General features: G+C 65.0%; 14 protein-coding genes and 1 riboswitch. Of the genes, 7 read left to right on the top strand and 7 right to left on the bottom strand.

Going from position 1 to position 16,180, the window contains the following annotated elements; all coding sequences use genetic code 11:
- Positions 1–273: 273 nt before the first annotated feature.
- The 5 genes from ASC89_RS00390 to ASC89_RS00410 all read left to right on the top strand — a co-directional run bounded on the left by ASC89_RS00390 (position 274) and on the right by ASC89_RS00410 (position 6,055).
- Positions 274–1,362, top strand: a complete 1,089-nt coding sequence (locus ASC89_RS00390) for a polyamine ABC transporter substrate-binding protein (RefSeq protein ID WP_055993755.1) — start codon at positions 274–276, stop codon at positions 1,360–1,362.
- Between the two features lie 51 nt (positions 1,363–1,413).
- On the top strand, positions 1,414–2,562 hold the full coding sequence (locus ASC89_RS00395; protein ID WP_055993758.1) for an ABC transporter ATP-binding protein: 1,149 nt from the start codon (positions 1,414–1,416) through the stop codon (positions 2,560–2,562).
- 151 nt (positions 2,563–2,713) lie between these two features.
- Positions 2,714–3,670, top strand: a complete 957-nt coding sequence (locus ASC89_RS00400; protein ID WP_055993761.1) for an ABC transporter permease subunit — start codon at positions 2,714–2,716, stop codon at positions 3,668–3,670.
- Positions 3,671–4,480, top strand: coding sequence for an ABC transporter permease subunit (locus tag ASC89_RS00405; protein WP_055875408.1), 810 nt, complete (start codon positions 3,671–3,673; stop codon positions 4,478–4,480).
- Positions 4,481–4,807: 327 nt separating this feature from the next.
- A riboswitch (FMN riboswitch) is annotated at positions 4,808–4,959 on the top strand.
- Between the two features lie 112 nt (positions 4,960–5,071).
- The gene (locus tag ASC89_RS00410; protein ID WP_055993764.1) at positions 5,072–6,055 is read left to right on the top strand and encodes a DMT family transporter; all 984 of its coding nucleotides are present in this window, start codon (positions 5,072–5,074) and stop codon (positions 6,053–6,055) included.
- 64 nt (positions 6,056–6,119) lie between these two features.
- Here ASC89_RS00410 and ASC89_RS00415 read toward each other — a convergent pair whose 3' ends face one another.
- The 4 genes from ASC89_RS00415 to ASC89_RS00430 all read right to left on the bottom strand — a co-directional run bounded on the left by ASC89_RS00415 (position 6,120) and on the right by ASC89_RS00430 (position 10,346).
- Positions 6,120–7,238: a Gfo/Idh/MocA family protein gene (locus ASC89_RS00415; protein WP_055993767.1), complete on the bottom strand. Its 1,119-nt coding sequence runs from the start codon at positions 7,236–7,238 to the stop codon at positions 6,120–6,122.
- A 174-nt stretch (positions 7,239–7,412) separates the two neighbouring features.
- A complete protein-coding gene (locus tag ASC89_RS00420) occupies positions 7,413–8,318 on the bottom strand; it encodes a sugar ABC transporter substrate-binding protein (RefSeq protein WP_055993770.1) in 906 nt (301 codons plus the stop codon).
- Between the two features lie 81 nt (positions 8,319–8,399).
- The gene (locus ASC89_RS00425; RefSeq protein ID WP_055993773.1) at positions 8,400–9,413 is read right to left on the bottom strand and encodes an ABC transporter permease; all 1,014 of its coding nucleotides are present in this window, start codon (positions 9,411–9,413) and stop codon (positions 8,400–8,402) included.
- Between the two features lie 156 nt (positions 9,414–9,569).
- A complete protein-coding gene (locus ASC89_RS00430) occupies positions 9,570–10,346 on the bottom strand; it encodes an ATP-binding cassette domain-containing protein (RefSeq protein ID WP_055993778.1) in 777 nt (258 codons plus the stop codon).
- Positions 10,347–10,588: 242 nt separating this feature from the next.
- Here ASC89_RS00430 and ASC89_RS00435 point away from each other — a divergent pair, with 242 nt between their 5' ends.
- A complete protein-coding gene (locus ASC89_RS00435; protein WP_156384440.1) occupies positions 10,589–11,434 on the top strand; it encodes a MurR/RpiR family transcriptional regulator in 846 nt (281 codons plus the stop codon).
- 187 nt (positions 11,435–11,621) lie between these two features.
- Here the strand turns inward: ASC89_RS00435 and ASC89_RS00440 are convergent, their stop codons facing one another.
- The 3 genes from ASC89_RS00440 to iolG all read right to left on the bottom strand — a co-directional run bounded on the left by ASC89_RS00440 (position 11,622) and on the right by iolG (position 14,035).
- Entirely contained in the window at positions 11,622–12,452 is an 831-nt protein-coding gene (locus tag ASC89_RS00440) for an SDR family oxidoreductase (RefSeq protein WP_055993781.1), read from the bottom strand.
- Between the two features lie 87 nt (positions 12,453–12,539).
- Positions 12,540–12,893, bottom strand: coding sequence for a hypothetical protein (locus tag ASC89_RS00445; protein WP_156384441.1), 354 nt, complete (start codon positions 12,891–12,893; stop codon positions 12,540–12,542).
- A 155-nt stretch (positions 12,894–13,048) separates the two neighbouring features.
- Entirely contained in the window at positions 13,049–14,035 is a 987-nt protein-coding gene (iolG, locus tag ASC89_RS00450) for an inositol 2-dehydrogenase (RefSeq protein ID WP_055993787.1), read from the bottom strand.
- 160 nt (positions 14,036–14,195) lie between these two features.
- Here iolG and iolC point away from each other — a divergent pair, with 160 nt between their 5' ends.
- Entirely contained in the window at positions 14,196–16,076 is a 1,881-nt protein-coding gene (gene iolC / locus ASC89_RS00455) for a 5-dehydro-2-deoxygluconokinase (protein ID WP_055993790.1), read from the top strand.
- The last annotated feature ends 104 nt before the right edge of the window (positions 16,077–16,180 follow it).

The following is a 16,180-nucleotide window of genomic DNA, read 5'->3' on the forward strand; positions in this document are numbered from 1 at the left end:
CGTCATTGTTGATCCGGAGCCTCCGCCGGATCGATGGGCGCCCGGCTCCGGGCACATTGCGAACCCGAATTCTCCCGGCGCGACACCCGCGCTGCTTGGCCTACCCTCCCGCGCACCCGCTCCCCGACATTTTCGTCACCTGAGCCGACCGCACCCAATACATCGCTATTCGCCGGGCCCTGCGCCCACGATCCGTCAACCGGCGCCGCACGCGTCCGGGCTATGAGGCAATAACCGCTGGCCACCCGCGGTACTGATCAAGGAGAGACCACCATGCACAAACCGCTGCTCGTTGCCCTGGGAGCGCTGCTCATCGCAGCGCCGGCCCTGGCACAGGACAATGTCGTCAACATCTACAACTGGTCGGACTACATCGCCGAAGACACCATCGCCAATTTCGAAGCCGAAACGGGCATCAAGGTGAACTACGACGTCTACGACAATAACGAGATCGTCGACGCCAAGCTGCTGGCCGGCAATTCCGGCTACGACATCGTCGTTCCCTCGGGCAATTTCCTCGAGCGCCAGATCAAGGCCGGCCTGATCCTGCCGCTCGACAAGTCGAAGCTGACCAATCTCGGCAACCTCGACCCGGCCGTGATGGCGACCGCCGCCTCGCAGGATCCGGACAACGCCCACGGCGTGCCCTATATGATCAACACCATCGGGCTCGGCTACAACGTCGCCAAGGTGCAGGCGGCGCTCGGTGACGGAGCGCCGATCGACAGCTGGGACCTGCTGTTCAAGCCCGAGGTGGTCGCCAAGCTCAAGGATTGCGGCGTCGCCGTGCTCGACAGCCCGTCGGAAGTCACCGGCATTGCGCTGCACTATCTCGGCCTCGACCCGAACTCCGAGAGCGAGGAAGACCTGGCCAAGGCCGAAGCGCTGCTGACCAGCATCAAGCCGTCGATCCGCTACTTCCACTCGAGCCAGTACATCGACGATCTCGGCAACGGCGAAATCTGCCTGGCGCTCGGCTATTCGGGCGACATCTTCATTGCGTCCGACGCTGCCGCACAGGCCGCCCAGGGCAACGAGGTCAAGTACCTGATCCCCAAGGAAGGCGCCGCGACACTGTTCGACTTCCTCGCCATCCCGGTCGACGCACCGCACCCGGATAACGCCCTGAAGTTCATCAACTACATCCTCGAGCCCAAGGTCGTGGCGGCGATCACCAACTACGTGTTCTACGCCAACCCGAACCTGCCCGCGCTGGAGTTCGTAAACGAGGAAGTGAAGTCGAATCCGGGCATCTATCCGCCGGCCGAGACTATCGCCAAGGCCTTCGTGATGAAGGCGCACTCGCCTGAGTTCGAAGAGGTCTTGACCCGGACCTGGACCCGCATCAAAACCGGTCTGTAATCTCCTTCAGGGGGCGGTCCCGCAACCGCCCCCTTCCTCATCAGGTGCCGCATGGCCAAGAAGCCGCAGCTCGCCATCGACACGCGCCCCTGGCGCGATCCGTCGGCCAAGCCGTTTGTGCGCATTCGCAACGTCTCGAAGAAGTTCGGCGACGTCTCGGCGGTGCATGAAGTGTCGCTCGATATCTACAAATCCGAGCTGTTCTGCCTGCTCGGCGGCTCGGGCTCGGGCAAATCGACGCTGCTGCGCATGCTGGCCGGCTTCGAGCAGCCGACCTCCGGCACCATCGAAATCGACGGCCAGGACATGACCGCCGTGCCGCCCTACCAGCGGCCGGTCAACATGATGTTCCAGTCCTACGCGCTGTTCCCGCATATGAACGTCGAGCAGAACATCGCCTACGGCCTGAAGCGCGATAACATGCCGCGTGGCGAGATCGCCGATCGCGTCGCCGAGCTCCTGAGCCTCGTGAAACTGCAGGATTACGGCAAGCGCAAGCCGAACCAGCTGTCGGGCGGCCAGCGCCAGCGCGTCGCCCTCGCCCGCTCACTGGCCAAGCGGCCAAAACTCCTCTTGCTCGACGAGCCGCTCGGCGCGCTCGACAAGAAGCTGCGCGAAGAAACCCAGTTCGAACTGGTCAAGATCCAGGAATCGCTCGGCGTCACCTTCATCGTCGTCACCCACGACCAGGAAGAGGCGATGACGCTGGCCACCCGCATCGGGGTGATGAACCAGGGCGAGATCGCCATGATCGGCGAACCGCACGACATCTACGAGTTCCCCAACTCGCGCTTCGTTGCCAGCTTCATCGGCTCGGCCAACATGGTCGAAGGCATCGTCACCGAGGACGAGCCGGACCATGTCCGCATCCGCTCGCCCGAGCTCGGCTGCGACATCTATGTCGGCCACGGTGTCGATTGCGCTCCCGACCAGATCCTGTGGTGGGCCATCCGCCCCGAGAAGATGGAGCTGAGCCGCGAGAAGCCCGAGGCGCTGAACGGCGCCAACGTCACCAAGGGCGTGGTCGAGGACATCGGCTACCTGGGCGATATGAGCGTCTACCAGTTGCTGCTCGACAGCGGCAAACGCATCCGCGTCAGCCAGACCAACACCGCGCGCGGCAACCCTGACGCCATCACCTGGGAAGAACAGGTTTACGTCACCTGGGGCGACAGCTCCGGCTCGGTACTGACGGTATGAGCGGGGCAGGGTTCCAGCTTTGCCACCCCCACGGAGTCATTCCCGCGAAAGCGGGAACCTCTGTTTGCGGTGGTCGCGGCCAAACGAAGATCCCAGCTTCCGCGGGGATGACGCGGTGCGCATTGCGCAACCGCGAAGGGGACCTTCACCCATGACCCTCACCGGCAACCAGTTGCCGCCGCCGCGTCGCCTCCGGCCCTGGAGCGGGCTGGAGCGCCGGCTGCGCGATGTCGGCATTTCCGGCCGCACCCTGGTGATCGCCGCGCCGGCGATCTGGCTGACCGTGTTCTTCCTCGTGCCGCTGTTCGTGGTGTTCGGCATCTCGCTCGCCACCAAGCAGTTTGGCCGCCCGCCCTATTCGCCGCTGCTCACCACCGAAGGCGGCACCGTGCAGCTGACGCTGCACCTTTCCAATTACCTGAAGCTCTTCACCGATCCGCTCTATGTCGCGGCTTATCTGAGCTCGATCCGCATCGCGCTGATCGCCACGATCATCACTCTCTTCATCGGCTACCCGATGGCCTATGCCATCGCCCGCGCCCCGGACAAATGGCGCAACATCCTGTTGATGCTGGTGATCCTGCCGTTCTGGACCTCGTTCCTGCTGCGCGTCTATGCGCTCAGTGGCTTCATGCGCGGCAACGGCGTGATCAACCAGATCCTCGCGGTATTCGGCATCGAGCCGCTGGTGATGATGCAGACCGATTTCGCCGTCTATGTCGGCATCGTCTACACCTACCTGCCGTTCATGATCCTGCCGCTCTATACGACACTGGTGAAGCTCGACACCTCACTGCTCGAGGCCTCGGCCGATCTCGGCTCGCGCCCGTGGCAGACCTTCCTGTCGGTCACCCTGCCGCTGTCGCTGCCCGGCATCATCGCCGGCTCCATGCTGGTGTTCATCCCGGCGATCGGCGAGTTCGTCATTCCCTCGCTGCTCGGCGGTCCGGAAACGCTGATGATCGGCCGCGTCCTGTGGGACGAGTTCTTCGGCGCCACCAACTGGCCGCGCGCCGCGGCAGTCGCCGTCGCCATGCTGGTGGTCGTCGTCATTCCCATCCTGCTGCTGCAGAAGGCGCAGGATGCCGTGGTCGAGAAGGGCAAGTAGATGCGGCGCGGCTGGTTCCTTCCCATCGCGGCAACCCTCGGTTTTGCCTTCCTCTATCTGCCGATCATCTCGCTGGTGGTGTTCTCGTTCAACGAGAGCAAGCTGGTCACCGTCTGGTCGGGCTTTTCGACCAAATGGTATGGCGAACTGTTCGCCGACGAGCAGATGCTGGGCGCCGCCTGGCTGAGCCTCCGCATCGCGTTCTTCTCCGCCAGCTTCGCCCTGGTGCTTGGCACCCTCTGCGCCGTGGCCTTGGTGCGCTTCAAGCGCTTCCGTGGCCGCACCGTGCTCGCCGGCACCGTCTCGGCCCCGCTGGTGATGCCGGATGTGATCACCGGCCTCGCGCTGCTGCTCTTGTTCGTCGGCATGGAATCGACGCTCGGCTGGCCGGCCGGCCGCGGCATCGTCACCATCATCATCGCCCACACCACCTTCTGCATGGCCTACATCACCGTGGTGGTGCAGTCGCGCCTCTCCGACCTCGACTTGAGTTTGGAGGAAGCGGCGATGGATCTCGGCGCGACGCCGTTCCGGGTGTTCTTCGACATCACCCTGCCGATCATCGCCCCGGCTCTGGTCTCCGGCTGGCTGCTCGGCTTCACCCTGTCGCTCGACGACCTGGTGATCGCGAGCTTCGTCTCCGGCCCCGGCTCGTCGACCCTGCCCATGGTGATCTTTTCCAAGATCAAGCTCGGCGTCTCCCCCGACGTCAACGCGCTCGCCACCATTATCATCGGCGTCGTGGCGCTCGGCGTCGTCGCCGCGACGATCATCGGCCTGCGCGGCAGCAGCAAGGTGAAGCGAGCCTGACGACGTAAAGGCGACCCTCCCTTCTCCCCTCCAAGGGGGCGCAATAGCGCCTCCCGAGGGAGAAGGTGGCCGAAGGCCGGTTGAGGGGTGAAGCGTCGCAACGCGCGCTCGCTGAGAAACTGAACCCCTCACCCAAGTTCCGCTACGGACCTTCGGTCCGAGCTCCACTACCCTCTCCCCTCCAAGGGGGCGCGAGAGCGCCCCCGAGGGAGAGGGGGCACCTCCACTCGGCGCCGAGCGCGTGCGCCCCCAGTTTCGTCTTTGTGCCTGCTTGCGCCGACGCCCCGTGAGGTCTATGTGAGCCTCTGTCAGCCGAGCAATCGGCCGGCAAGTTCTCAGGGCGGGGTGCAATTCCCCACCGGCGGTAGATGGGTCGAAAGCCCAAAGCCCGCGAGCGCCTTGTGGTTCACCCCACAGGGGTCAGCAGATCCGGTGTAACTCCGGAGCCGACGGTATAGTCCGGATGAAAGAGAACGGGATTTACGCTGGCTCTGCCGGCGCGGCCCCTCATTTCGGAGGGTTTCCGCGTCGCCATTCCCCATCGCGATTCCCCGTAACCCTGAGGAAACAGGCTACGGAAAGGATCGATCGATGAGCCAGGTTTCCTCGACTACCAAGTCCGCCGCTGCAAGCGGCGCCACCTTCATGCTGGTTGCCGCCTTCGCGTTCGCCGGCTCCAACGTGCTGCAATCCGTCCTGCCCACCCCGGTCGAATATGGCGGCTTCGGCATGGCCTCGACCGGCATGGTGTTCTGGCAATACCTGATCGCCGGCGTGCTCAGCCTGCCGCTGATCTTCCGCATCGGCATCGACAAGCTCCGCACCAGCCACCCGCTGGCGCACGAGATCCGCGCCTTCGTCTCGGCGCTCGGCGCGCATGTCTTCGTCTATGGTTTCGCCTCGGGCGTACCGATCTGGCAGATGGTGACCCTCCTCGCCGCCGGCCCGCTGTTCATCATCCTCGGTTCGACCGTCTTTCTTGGCGAGCGTGCCTCAGCCGCCCGTCTCGTCGCGGCGCTGGTCGGCTTCACCGGCGCCATCATCGTCTCCGGTATCGGCAGCGAAAGCCTCGGCTGGCACACCCTGATCCCGATCGTCGCCGCGGCGCTCTGGGCCACCACGGACGTCTTGACCAAGTACCTGACGCTGAAGGGCGAGAGCCCGGAAACGCTGACCATCTCGTTGCTGGTGCTGGTCACCCCGAACCACCTGCTGATCCTGCTCGCCGTCAACGCACTCGGCTGGCTGGCGCCGACGGTGCTGCCGGCCGGCCTCGCCACCGGCTTTCCATTCGCTCTCCCCAGCGGCGATGGCCTCTGGCTGCTGTTGCTGCTCGGCGTGCTCACCGGCGTGGCGCAATACCTGATGGCCTTCGCCTACCGGGCGGCCGACGCGACGTATCTGCAGCCCTTCGCCGACCTCAAGGTGCCGCTCAGCGCCCTGGTCGGCTGGATCGCCCTCGGCCAGGTGCCGTCGGTCTGGTTCTGGCCCGGCGCGGCGCTGATCGTCGCCGCCTCGGTGTTCATCTACTGGGTCGAAAGCCGCAACCGCACCCCGACCCTCGCCACCGCCTGAGGCCGCTGCACGCCCTCAGGCTCCCGGGGCCGCCGTGACTGCGGCCTCGGGACTTACGTCTCTGTCAGTCGACCGCCACCCACCGCCCCTCGCGGTGCGACTGCGCCATCGCATGCACCGCCCGCTCGATTTCGAGCCCTTTGTCGAACCCGACGATCTGCGCCCCGGTGTCGCCGCCGATGGCCTTCAGCAGCTCGTGGCACTCGATGATCTTCAGCTCGTTGAATCCCAGTCCATGCCCCGGTGCCGGAATGAACCGGTCATAGGGCGCATGCACCGGCGCGGTGAGGATGGTGCGAAAACCCTGCTCCGCTGCAGGATCACTGGCTTGAAACAGCTGGAACTCGTTCATCCGCTCCTGGTCGTAGGCGATGGTGCCGTTCGAACCAAAGATCTGCACCGCGATCCGGCCCTTCCGCCCCCAGGCCGAACGATCGAGCGCCATCACCCCGGACGCGCCGTTCCTGAGCTCCAGCAGCACCGAAGCAATATCCCAGGTCTCGACCTTCCGCCGCCCGCCATCCCGGCTCGGTCGGTCGGCATAGGGCATGGATAGCTGCGCCATCACCCTTGTCACGCCGCCGAACAGGAACTGCATCAGGCTCAAGGGGTGGACGCCGAAATCGTCGAGCGCGCCATAGCCGGACGAGGCCTCGCTCTTCCAGTAGAACAGCGCCTCGGGGTCGGCCATGAAGTCCTCGTCCATCTCGAAGCGCACATGGCTCACCGTGCCGATGGCGCCCGCCTCGAGCAGCTTTCTGATGTGCCGGATCACCGGGTTCTGGATGTAGTTGTAGCCGAGCGCCGTGACCTTACCCGACGCCCGCGCCGCCGCGACCATCCGCTCCGCCTCGGCAAACCCTACTGCCATCGGCTTCTCGCACCAGACGTGCTTGCCGGCCTCGAGCGCCGCGATCGCCATCTCGGCATGAAAGGCGTTGGGCGTCGTCACCGACACCACCTCGACCTCCGGGTCGGCGATCAGCGCCCGCCAGTCCGAAGTGGATTTCTCGAACCCGAACTCCTCGGCCCGCCGCGCCGCCAGCTCCGGCGACACCTCCGCCAGATGCACCAGCCGCGGCTTCGGCCCATCCCCGAACACCGGCTTCACCCCATTCCAGGCCAGCGCATGGCACTTGCCCATATAGCCCGTACCAATCAGGCCGACGCCGATGCTGGTCATCTCTGTTCCTCAAAACCGTGGGTGCTGCCCACCCCTCCTGCCCTCAGTCGGGCCTTCTCCCTTGATGGGAGAAGGTGGCCGAAGGCCGGATGAGGGTGGGGCAACACGCTGATATCCAAGAAAAACGCCCGAAGCCCTTGCGGACCCCGGGCGCCAGGCGCTCTGGAGGAGAGCTTACTTGTAGTCCGCGGCGTTGTCCTTGGTGACCAGCACGGTGCCGGTGTCGATCCAGGCCTCGAGCGTCTTGCCTGCCTTCAGGTCGACCAGCGCCTGGATGCCGAAGCCGCCCATGTTGGCGGGCGCCTGCGCAATGGTTGCCGCCATGTCGCCGGCAAGGATCGCCGCCGCCGCATCGGGGTTAGCATCGAACCCGACAATGGTGATGTCAGTGCGGGCTGCGGCCTTCACCGCTTCCGAAGCACCCAGCGCCATGTTGTCGTTCGAGCCGAAGATCCCCTTGATGTTGGGGTTGCCGGCGAGAATGTTCTCGGTCACCGACAGGCCCTTGGCGCGGTCCCACTCGGCGGTCTGCTCGGCGACAACCTTGAGGCCGCAATCGGTCAGCCCCTTCTTCGAACCGTCGGCGCGCGCCTGACCGGTCGACTGCGAGATCAAGCCCTGCAGGATCGCCACTTCCGAGCCGGCCGCGAGATTGTCGCAGAGGTACTTGGCAGCGAGCGCGGCGCCCACTTCGTTGTTGGTGCCGATGAAGGTGACGCCCTCATTGGTGCCGCGGGTATCGACGAACACCACCGGGATGCCGGCGGCCTTGGCCGCATCCACCACCGGGGCGAGCGCGTTCGGATCGGTCGGCGCCAAAGCGATGCCGTCCACCTTCTGCGCGATCAGGTCTTCGATCTGGGTGATCTGCGCCTGCACATCGGACTCGGCCGGCGGCGCCACGACGATCACTTCGACGCCCAGCTCGGCGGCTTTGGCCTTGGCGCCGGCTTCCACCGCCGCCCAGAACGGATTGCCGGCGCCCGGGCCTTTCATGCCCAAGACGTACGCGGCATTGGCCGAACCGGCCATGGCGAGCAGCGCACTCAGCGCAACGCCCGTAAGCAGCAGTTTTTTCATGGGTTTGGTCCTCCCTGAACCATTGATGTCTCCGTTCCCTTTGGACGCCGGCCGGGAGACACGGCCGGCGCCAAGTTCCTCCTAGCGACGGACGGCAGCGCGCCGCCGTAGCACGTCGATATAGACGGCGATGATGATCACCAGACCGATCAGGATCTGCTGCCAGAACGCCGAGACATTGTTGATGTTGAGCCCATTGCGCAGGATGCCCATGATCAAGACGCCCGCCAGCACCCCGAGCACCGTGCCGCGCCCGCCGAAGAACGAGGCGCCGCCGATGATCACTGCCGCAATCGCATCGAGCTCGATACCGATGCCGGCATTGGGGAAGCCGCTATCGGTACGCCCGGCGAGCAGCAGGCCCGAGAGCCCAGCCATGAAGCCCGAGATCATGTAGACCACCACCAGGGTGCGATCGACATTGATGCCCGAGACCCGCGCCGCATGCGGATTGCCGCCGATGGCGAAGATGTGCCGGCCCATATTCGTCTTCTCGAGGAAGAACCACAGCCCAATCGCGCAAACCGCCACGAGGAGCATGCTGGCCGGAATGCCCGCCGGCGGCGCCATGCCGAAGCCGAAATAGGCCTGCCCGATAAAGCGCACCTCCGGCTGCAGGCCCGAAATCGGCGCGCCATTGGAGATCAGGTAAGTGAGGCCGCGCGCCACGTTCAGCGTGCCTAGCGTCATGATGAACGGGTGCGGCAGCTTCAGCACGGTGAGGCCGACGCCGTTCACCCAGCCGACGAGCAGCCCGATGGCGGGCCCGATCAACAGGACGATCGGCCACGGCACCCCGGCCTTCGAGGCAACCGCCAGGCAGACCATCGAGAGACCCATGATCGAGCCGACGCTCAGATCGATGCCGGCGGTGACGATCACCACATACATGCCGAGCGCCAGGAGCGCCAAAGAGGCATTCTGTTTCAGGATATTGGTGAGGTTCTGCGCCGAGAGGAACACCTCCGGCTTGATGACGGCGAGCACCAGCATCATCACCACGACGACGAGGATGATGCCGTAGACCTCGAGAAATTTCGACATGCCGGGGCCGCGCAGCGAGAACCCGGATTTGGTGGCGGGAGTGTCAGACATCGGTGCCCGCTCCCACTGAACGACCAGCTGTCCGCTGGGTCATCCCCGCGAAAGCGGGGACCTCTGTGTTGGTGCTCGTGGCAAGATCGCAAACGGAGGTTCCCGCTTTCGCGGGAATGACACCGTGGGTGGGGGACGTGTGAAGCATGATCCCCCTCAATGCATGTTGTCATGGGCGAGGGTCGCGGTGTGACCCTTGGTGCCCATGATCCAGCCGATGACCTCGTTGCGCGAGGTCTGCGTCAGCTCCGCCTCGGCGAAATTGGTGCCCTGGTAGAGCGCCATCACCCGGTCGCAGCAGTAAAAGATATCGTCCATGCGGTGCGAGATGATGATCACCGCCACCCCGTGCTCCTTCAGCGAGCGCACCAGGTCGAGCACCTTGCCCACTTCCTTGATAGCGAGGGCCGCGGTCGGCTCGTCCATGATCACCAGCTTGGCGTCGAACGCCGTGGCGCGGGCAATGGCGACGGCCTGCCGCTGCCCGCCCGAGAGATCCTCGGTGTTCTGCTCCACCGATTTGACGTGAATGTGCAGCCGGTCGAGGTGATCGGTCGCCATCTGCCGCGACCGCTTGTGGTCGACAATGGTCAGCGGCCCGAACTTGGTGCCGGGCTCCCGGCCGAGATAGATGTTCTCGTAGATCGGCATGTTCCCGGCGAGCGCGAAGTCCTGGTAGACCATCTCGATGCCGAGCTTCTGGGCGTCCTTGGGGCTTCCGAACTTCACCGGCGCGCCGTTGAACACCAGCTCACCCTCCGATGGCGTGAACAGGCCGCTCAGGATCTTCATCAGCGTGGATTTGCCGGCGCCATTGTCGCCGACCACGCCCAGCACCTCGCCCGGCGCCACGTGGAAGTTCACGTCACGCAGCGCCGTGATGGCGCCGAAATACTTCGAAATGCCCTTGGCTTCGAGCAGCATAGCCGCCATGTGCTTCGGTCCTCCCCGACCTTAGCTGCAGCCCGTTCTCGTTGAATGGAACGTCTAGTGCTGCATTCCCTGTTGATGGAATGTTTATTCCATTCTACGGTGGATCGTCAAGCACGGCGTGTTCCAAATTCGGCAGTGTTCAAAGCAGGAACGTTGGAAAACCCCGCTGGCGCCGGCAGAAGTTCATGGACTTTGGCCGTGCTTTTGTTGGACTTTGCGACGGCACCCGCTATGAGGCCGGAATGGACGACGGGGATATCAAGCTGGACGATGCCGTGCCGCGGGATTTTCCCGCGCTGCGCGCGCTGATCGCTGCCCGCGCGCCCACCTTGCCACGCCGGCTGACCCAGGTGGCGAGCTTCGCTCTCGACAACCCCGACGACATCGCCTTCGGCACCGCGGCGAGCGTTGCGCAGCGCTCCGGCGTGCAGCCCTCGACCCTGGTGCGCTTCAGCCAGGCCCTTGGCTATCAAGGTTTTTCCGACCTGCAGGAAGTGTTCCGGGCCCGCCTGCGCGATCGCGTGCCGAGTTACGAGGAGCGGCTGAAGCAGCTGCGCGAGCATGGCGGCTCATCGAAGAGCGGGTTGCTGCTGCAGGGCTTCGCCGACGCGGCCGAGCGCTCGGTTGCCGACCTCCGCCTCAAGCTCGACCCCGAGACCCTCGATGCCGCGGTCGAGATCCTCGCCAAGGCCGAGACCATCTACCTCGTCGGTCTCCGCCGCTCGTTCCCGATCACCAGTTACATGGCCTATGCCATGGGCAAGCTCGGGATCCGCAACCTGCTGGTCGATGGCATTGCCGGGCTGGGGGCCGAACAGATCGGCTTCATCTCGCCCCGCGATGCGGTGCTGGCCATCAGCTTCACCCCCTATGCCAGCGAGACGGTGAACCTCGCCCATGCGGCGAAGGCGCGTCACGCCAAGGTGGTGTCGATCACCGACTCGATCTTCTCGCCGATCGCCCCGATCGCCGACACCTGGCTGGAAATTGTGGAGGCGGATTTCGAGGGGTTCCGCTCGATGGCGGCGACCATGGCGCTGGCCATGACGTTGACGGTAGCTGTGGCGAGCCGGCGCGGCGAGAAGTAGGGCAGCCGTCCTCTAGGAGGGCACTACCTCTCCTCCTCACCGGCTGTCATCCCAGCGAAAGCTGGGACCCAACTCGCAGCCCGTGCCAGAGGATAGATGGGTCCCAGCTTTCGCTGGGACGACATCTGGTGGCTGCGGCAGTTCCGTGCCTCACATGGCCGTCTGGCGACCGAGCCTGCGGCCGGCCTCAGTTCTTCTTCACCGGATACCCGGTCGCCAGCCCACCGCCGCCGGCGCCGACCACGGTCTGCTCGAACTCGACGCAGGAGCCGGTCATCGGCGCCGATTCGGCTCCACCGAGGAAGGCGATGAGCCGCGCCACGTCTTCCGGCTTGATCAGCTTACCGAACGGCCGCGACGCCTCGGCCTTCACCAGCCAATCGTCCGCCGCGTCGTGGAAGGTCTTCAGCGTCACATGCTCGCCCGGCGTATCGGCCCAGCCGAGGATGATGCCGTTGACCCGGATGCGCATCAGGTTCACCGCATTGGCGGTGTTCTTGGTCAGCGTCATCAGCGCGCCCTTGCTGGCGCTGTAGGCGGCGAGATTGGGCGAGCCGATATAGGCGTTGACCGACAGGATGTTGACGATCGTCCCCTCGATCTTTTCGCGCTGCATCACCTTGATGACGTCCTGCATCAGGAAGAACGGCGCCCGCACATTGATGGCGAACATCCGGTCGTAAAGCGCGATATCGGTATCGAGAATGGTGCCGCGATCGGTGAGGCCGGCGATATTGGCGAGGATGTCGACCCGCCCAAACGCCTTGTCGGCGGCAGGAACGATTTTGGCCACCGCCGCCGGGTCAGCCAGATCGGCTTGAACGAAGATGGCTTTGGTGCCGGCGTCGTTCAGCGATTTGGCAACCGCCTCGCCCTTCTCAGCCTGCCGGTCGACCAGCACCACGCCGGCCGCACCGCGCTGCGCCAGGAGCCGCGCCGTCGCCTCGCCGATTCCCTGCGCGGCCCCCGTGACAACGGCAATCTTGCCGGCAAATGGGGCGGAGGCATTCTCGGTCATGTCGGGACTCAAATTCTGTAAGGAAAGCGCCCGGACACTAGGGATTTGGGGGGCGTAAGCCAAGCCCTATCGTGCCGGTGCCGGGCTCTAGAGGATCACCGCCGGCCGCGGCTCGTGCACGATCAGCTTGGCGCCGGGCAGCAGCCTGGCATGCGCGCGCCGCGCCGCGATTTCGCAAGCGCTGGCGCAGAGTCCCTTCACCACGAATTGGCGGCCACGCGCCAGGTTGGTGTCGACATGCCGCTCCCACACATCGGTGATGCCACCATTGCCGGTGAGAACACACGGATCGGCATTGCAGGCGGGCGGCCAATAGCTGGCATCGCCGATCATTTCGCGCACCGTTACAACGTTGCCCGAACAGCCCGCAGCGAGGACGACCAGCGACAGACCCGCAGCCATTGCACGCGGCGCTCGCCAGCGCACGCGAATACCCGGCATGATCCAATGCTCCCCGTACGCAGCCCGCAACCCCGCAGCAAGAAGTCCCCATGCGTGTGTTCGTCAGGCTGTCTGGAAAGCGCCCACACGCCACCTATCGAGTGCGAATGGGCAAATCTTTGGGCTTCCTCGAGCCGTTTGCAACCACAAACAGGTCAGCTGACCTTAACCGCCTGTCCCGTCACAGAACTTTTTGTGGCGGCCTCCGCCAGCTTCTGCGCCTGCAATCCGTCATGCCCGGACGGGGTCGGCGTAACCCCCTTGGTCATCGCGTCGATGAAGCTGTTCACCTCGGCGGCGTAGGCCGCGACATAGCGGTCGATGAAGAAGTTCTGGATCACGTCCTGGGTGAAGCCGGCGCCATCGGCCCGCTCAAGCGTCGTCATGTGGACGTTGCCGGCGCGCAGCATGCCCTTCGAACCATGCACTTCGACGCGCTGGTCGTAGCCATAAGTGGCGCGGCGGGAATTGGTGATCACCGCGATCCTGCCCGAAGCGGTCTGCATCTGCACCGCCGCGGTATCGACGTCGCCGGCAACGCCGATCGCCTTGTCGACCAGGGCGCTGCCCAGCGCATGCACCGAGACGAAATCCTCGCCGATGAGGAACCGCGCCATGTCGAAATCGTGGATCATCATGTCGCGATAGAGCCCGCCGGAGCGCTCGATGTAACTCACCGGCGGCGGCGCCGGATCGCGCGAGATGATGGTGACGATCTCGACGTCGCCGATCTCGCCGCCCTTGATCCGCTGCTGCACGGCGGCAAAGTTCGGATCGAACCGGCGGTTGAAGCCGATCATCAGCGGCACGCCGGCCGCTTTCACCACCGGCAGGCAGGCTTCGATCCGCTCCACCGACAGCGACACCGGTTTCTCGCAGAGGATCGCCTTGCCGGCCCGCGCCGCCTGCTCGATCAGGTCGGCATGCGTGTCGGTGGGCGTGGCAATGAGGATGGCTTCGACGTCGGATGCGAGGATCTGGTCGATCGAGGCAACCTGTGCCCCGACGCTCGCGGCCAGCGCTGCAGCAGCATCGGGAATCGCGTCCGCCACATAGGCGACATCCGCCCGGCTGGAGTTGGCGATGGTTCCCGCGTGCACCTTGCCGATGCGCCCCGCCCCCAGAATGCCAAACCTGACCACGGGATTGCCTCCTTGCTGCACGCTCCTGGAGCGCCCGGTTCAAATGGATCAAACATGGAACGTTCATTCCGAAAAGAGCAACTTCGGAATTGACGTTTCATTCGCGCGAGGGATACAACGGCCGCTGAAAGCTGTCCAGTCAGACCATGCGGGGGAGATCATGCCGGAGGCCAAGCTCGATGTCATCACCATCGGGCGCTCGTCGGTGGACCTCTACGGCCAGCAGATCGGCAGCCGGCTCGAGGATATCGGCTCGTTCGCCAAATCGGTCGGCGGCTGCCCCGCCAATATCGCTGTCGGCACCGCCCGGCTCGGGCTGAAATCGGCGCTGATCACCCGCGTCGGCGCCGAGCAGATGGGCGGCTTCATCAAGGAACAGCTCAGTCGCGAAGGCGTCGACACCTCAGGCATCGCCACCGACGACAAGCGATTGACCGCCCTGGTGCTGCTCGCCGTCGAGGCCGAAGGCGTCTCGCCGATGATCTTCGTTCGGACCGATTGCGCCGACATGGCGCTAGACGAAGCCGATATCGATGCAGATTTCATCCGCTCCGCCAGCGCCATCGTCGTCACCGGCACGCATTTCTCCACCCCCAATGCCGAGGCTGCGCAGCTCAAGGCCATCCGCATCGCCAAGGCGGCTGGCCGCAAGGTGGTGTTCGATATTGACTATCGGCCCAACCTCTGGGGCCTCGCCGGCCATGCCGCCGGCTTCGAGCGCTATGTGAAATCCGACTACGTCTCGGCCAAGATGCGGCCGGTCCTCGCCGATTGCGACCTGATCGTCGGCACCGAGGAAGAGGTGCTGGTGGCGGCCGGCGAGAGCGACCTGCTCGAGGCGCTGAAGGCGATCCGCGCCGTGAGCGACGCCACCGTGGTGCTGAAGCGCGGCGCCAAGGGCTGCATCGTCTATGACGGCCCGATCGGCGACGACCTCGAACAGGGGATCGTCGGCCAGGGTTTCCCGATCGAGATCTACAATGTGCTGGGCGCCGGCGACGCCTTCATGAGCGGGTTCCTGCGCGGCTGGTTGAAAGGCGAAAGCCACCAGACCTCTGCCACCTGGGCCAATGCCTGCGGCGCCTTCGCCGTCTCCCGACTGCTCTGTGCGCCTGAATATCCGAGCTGGACCGAGCTCGACTACTTTTTGAAGCACGGCAGCAAGTTCAAAGCGCTGCGCAGGGACGAGAACCTCAACCACCTGCACTGGGCGACGACGCGCCGGCAGCACTGGCCGCGCCTCACCGCCTTCGCCATCGATCATCGGAAGCAGATCGAGGATATTGCCGGCGCCAGGACCGACCGCATCCCCGACTTCAAGGTGCTGGCAGTGAAAGCCGCGGCTCAGGTGGCCAATGGCCGGCCGGGCTTCGGCATGCTGCTCGATGACAAATGGGGCCGCGACGCGCTGTTCGAAGTGCCCAAAAGCTTTTGGATCGCCCGGCCGGTGGAGCTGCCCGGCTCGATCCCGCTCGAGTTCGAGTTTTCGCAGGATATCGGCAGCCGGCTAGTCGACTGGCCGGTGGATCATGCGCTCAAGGTGCTGTGCTTCTGGCACCCCGATGACCCCTCGAGGATCAATGCCGGCCAGCTCGAAAAGCTGCGCGCCGCACATGATGCCTGCCGCAAGGTCGGCCGCGACATCCTGATCGAGATCATTCCCTCCAAGGTCGGTCCGGTCGACGACACCACCACCGCCCGAGCGCTGGGCCAGCTCTATGCCGCCGGGTTGAAGCCCGACTGGTGGAAGCTCGAATCGCAGCCGAGCACCGCAGCCTGGGAAGCGGTCGATACGGTGATCGAGGCCAACGACCCGCTCTGCCGCGGCGTCGTGCTGCTCGGCCTCGATGCCCCGCAGGACGAGTTGGCGCGCGGCTTTGCCGTTGCGCGATCCGCCCGCACGGTGCGCGGCTTCGCCGTCGGCCGCACCATATTTGGCGAAGCCGCCAAGGCGTGGTTTGCTGGCACCATGACCGATGAACAGGCGATCGCCGATATGGCGGCGCGGTTTTCGGCGCTGGTGGGGATCTGGGGGGAGTGATCGTGCACCGGAGTGTGTGGCCACCCCCACCCTTAATCCCTCCCCACAAGGCGGAGGGAGACGCAGCAACCGTGGCGATGCAGCTATCGCCTCCCTCCCCCTCG

This window comes from Devosia sp. Root413D1 (assembly GCF_001425235.1).
Classification (GTDB): Bacteria; Pseudomonadota; Alphaproteobacteria; order Rhizobiales; family Devosiaceae; genus Devosia_A.

What these genes read in the sequence shown, in the direction of transcription:
- ASC89_RS00410 (WP_055993764.1), top strand. Translation starts at nt 5,072, where the DNA reads ATGAGCCAGGTTTCCTCGACTACCAAGTCCGCCGCTGCAAGCGGCGCC.
- ASC89_RS00435 (WP_156384440.1), top strand. Translation starts at nt 10,589, where the DNA reads ATGGACGACGGGGATATCAAGCTGGACGATGCCGTGCCGCGGGATTTT.
- ASC89_RS00400 (WP_055993761.1), top strand. Translation starts at nt 2,714, where the DNA reads ATGACCCTCACCGGCAACCAGTTGCCGCCGCCGCGTCGCCTCCGGCCC.
- ASC89_RS00430 (WP_055993778.1), bottom strand. Translation starts at nt 10,346, where the DNA reads ATGGCGGCTATGCTGCTCGAAGCCAAGGGCATTTCGAAGTATTTCGGC.
- ASC89_RS00405 (WP_055875408.1), top strand. Translation starts at nt 3,671, where the DNA reads ATGCGGCGCGGCTGGTTCCTTCCCATCGCGGCAACCCTCGGTTTTGCC.
- ASC89_RS00425 (WP_055993773.1), bottom strand. Translation starts at nt 9,413, where the DNA reads ATGTCTGACACTCCCGCCACCAAATCCGGGTTCTCGCTGCGCGGCCCC.
- ASC89_RS00440 (WP_055993781.1), bottom strand. Translation starts at nt 12,452, where the DNA reads ATGACCGAGAATGCCTCCGCCCCATTTGCCGGCAAGATTGCCGTTGTC.
- ASC89_RS00395 (WP_055993758.1), top strand. Translation starts at nt 1,414, where the DNA reads ATGGCCAAGAAGCCGCAGCTCGCCATCGACACGCGCCCCTGGCGCGAT.
- ASC89_RS00390 (WP_055993755.1), top strand. Translation starts at nt 274, where the DNA reads ATGCACAAACCGCTGCTCGTTGCCCTGGGAGCGCTGCTCATCGCAGCG.
- iolC (WP_055993790.1), top strand. Translation starts at nt 14,196, where the DNA reads ATGCCGGAGGCCAAGCTCGATGTCATCACCATCGGGCGCTCGTCGGTG.
- ASC89_RS00420 (WP_055993770.1), bottom strand. Translation starts at nt 8,318, where the DNA reads ATGAAAAAACTGCTGCTTACGGGCGTTGCGCTGAGTGCGCTGCTCGCC.
- ASC89_RS00415 (WP_055993767.1), bottom strand. Translation starts at nt 7,238, where the DNA reads ATGACCAGCATCGGCGTCGGCCTGATTGGTACGGGCTATATGGGCAAG.
- ASC89_RS00445 (WP_156384441.1), bottom strand. Translation starts at nt 12,893, where the DNA reads ATGCCGGGTATTCGCGTGCGCTGGCGAGCGCCGCGTGCAATGGCTGCG.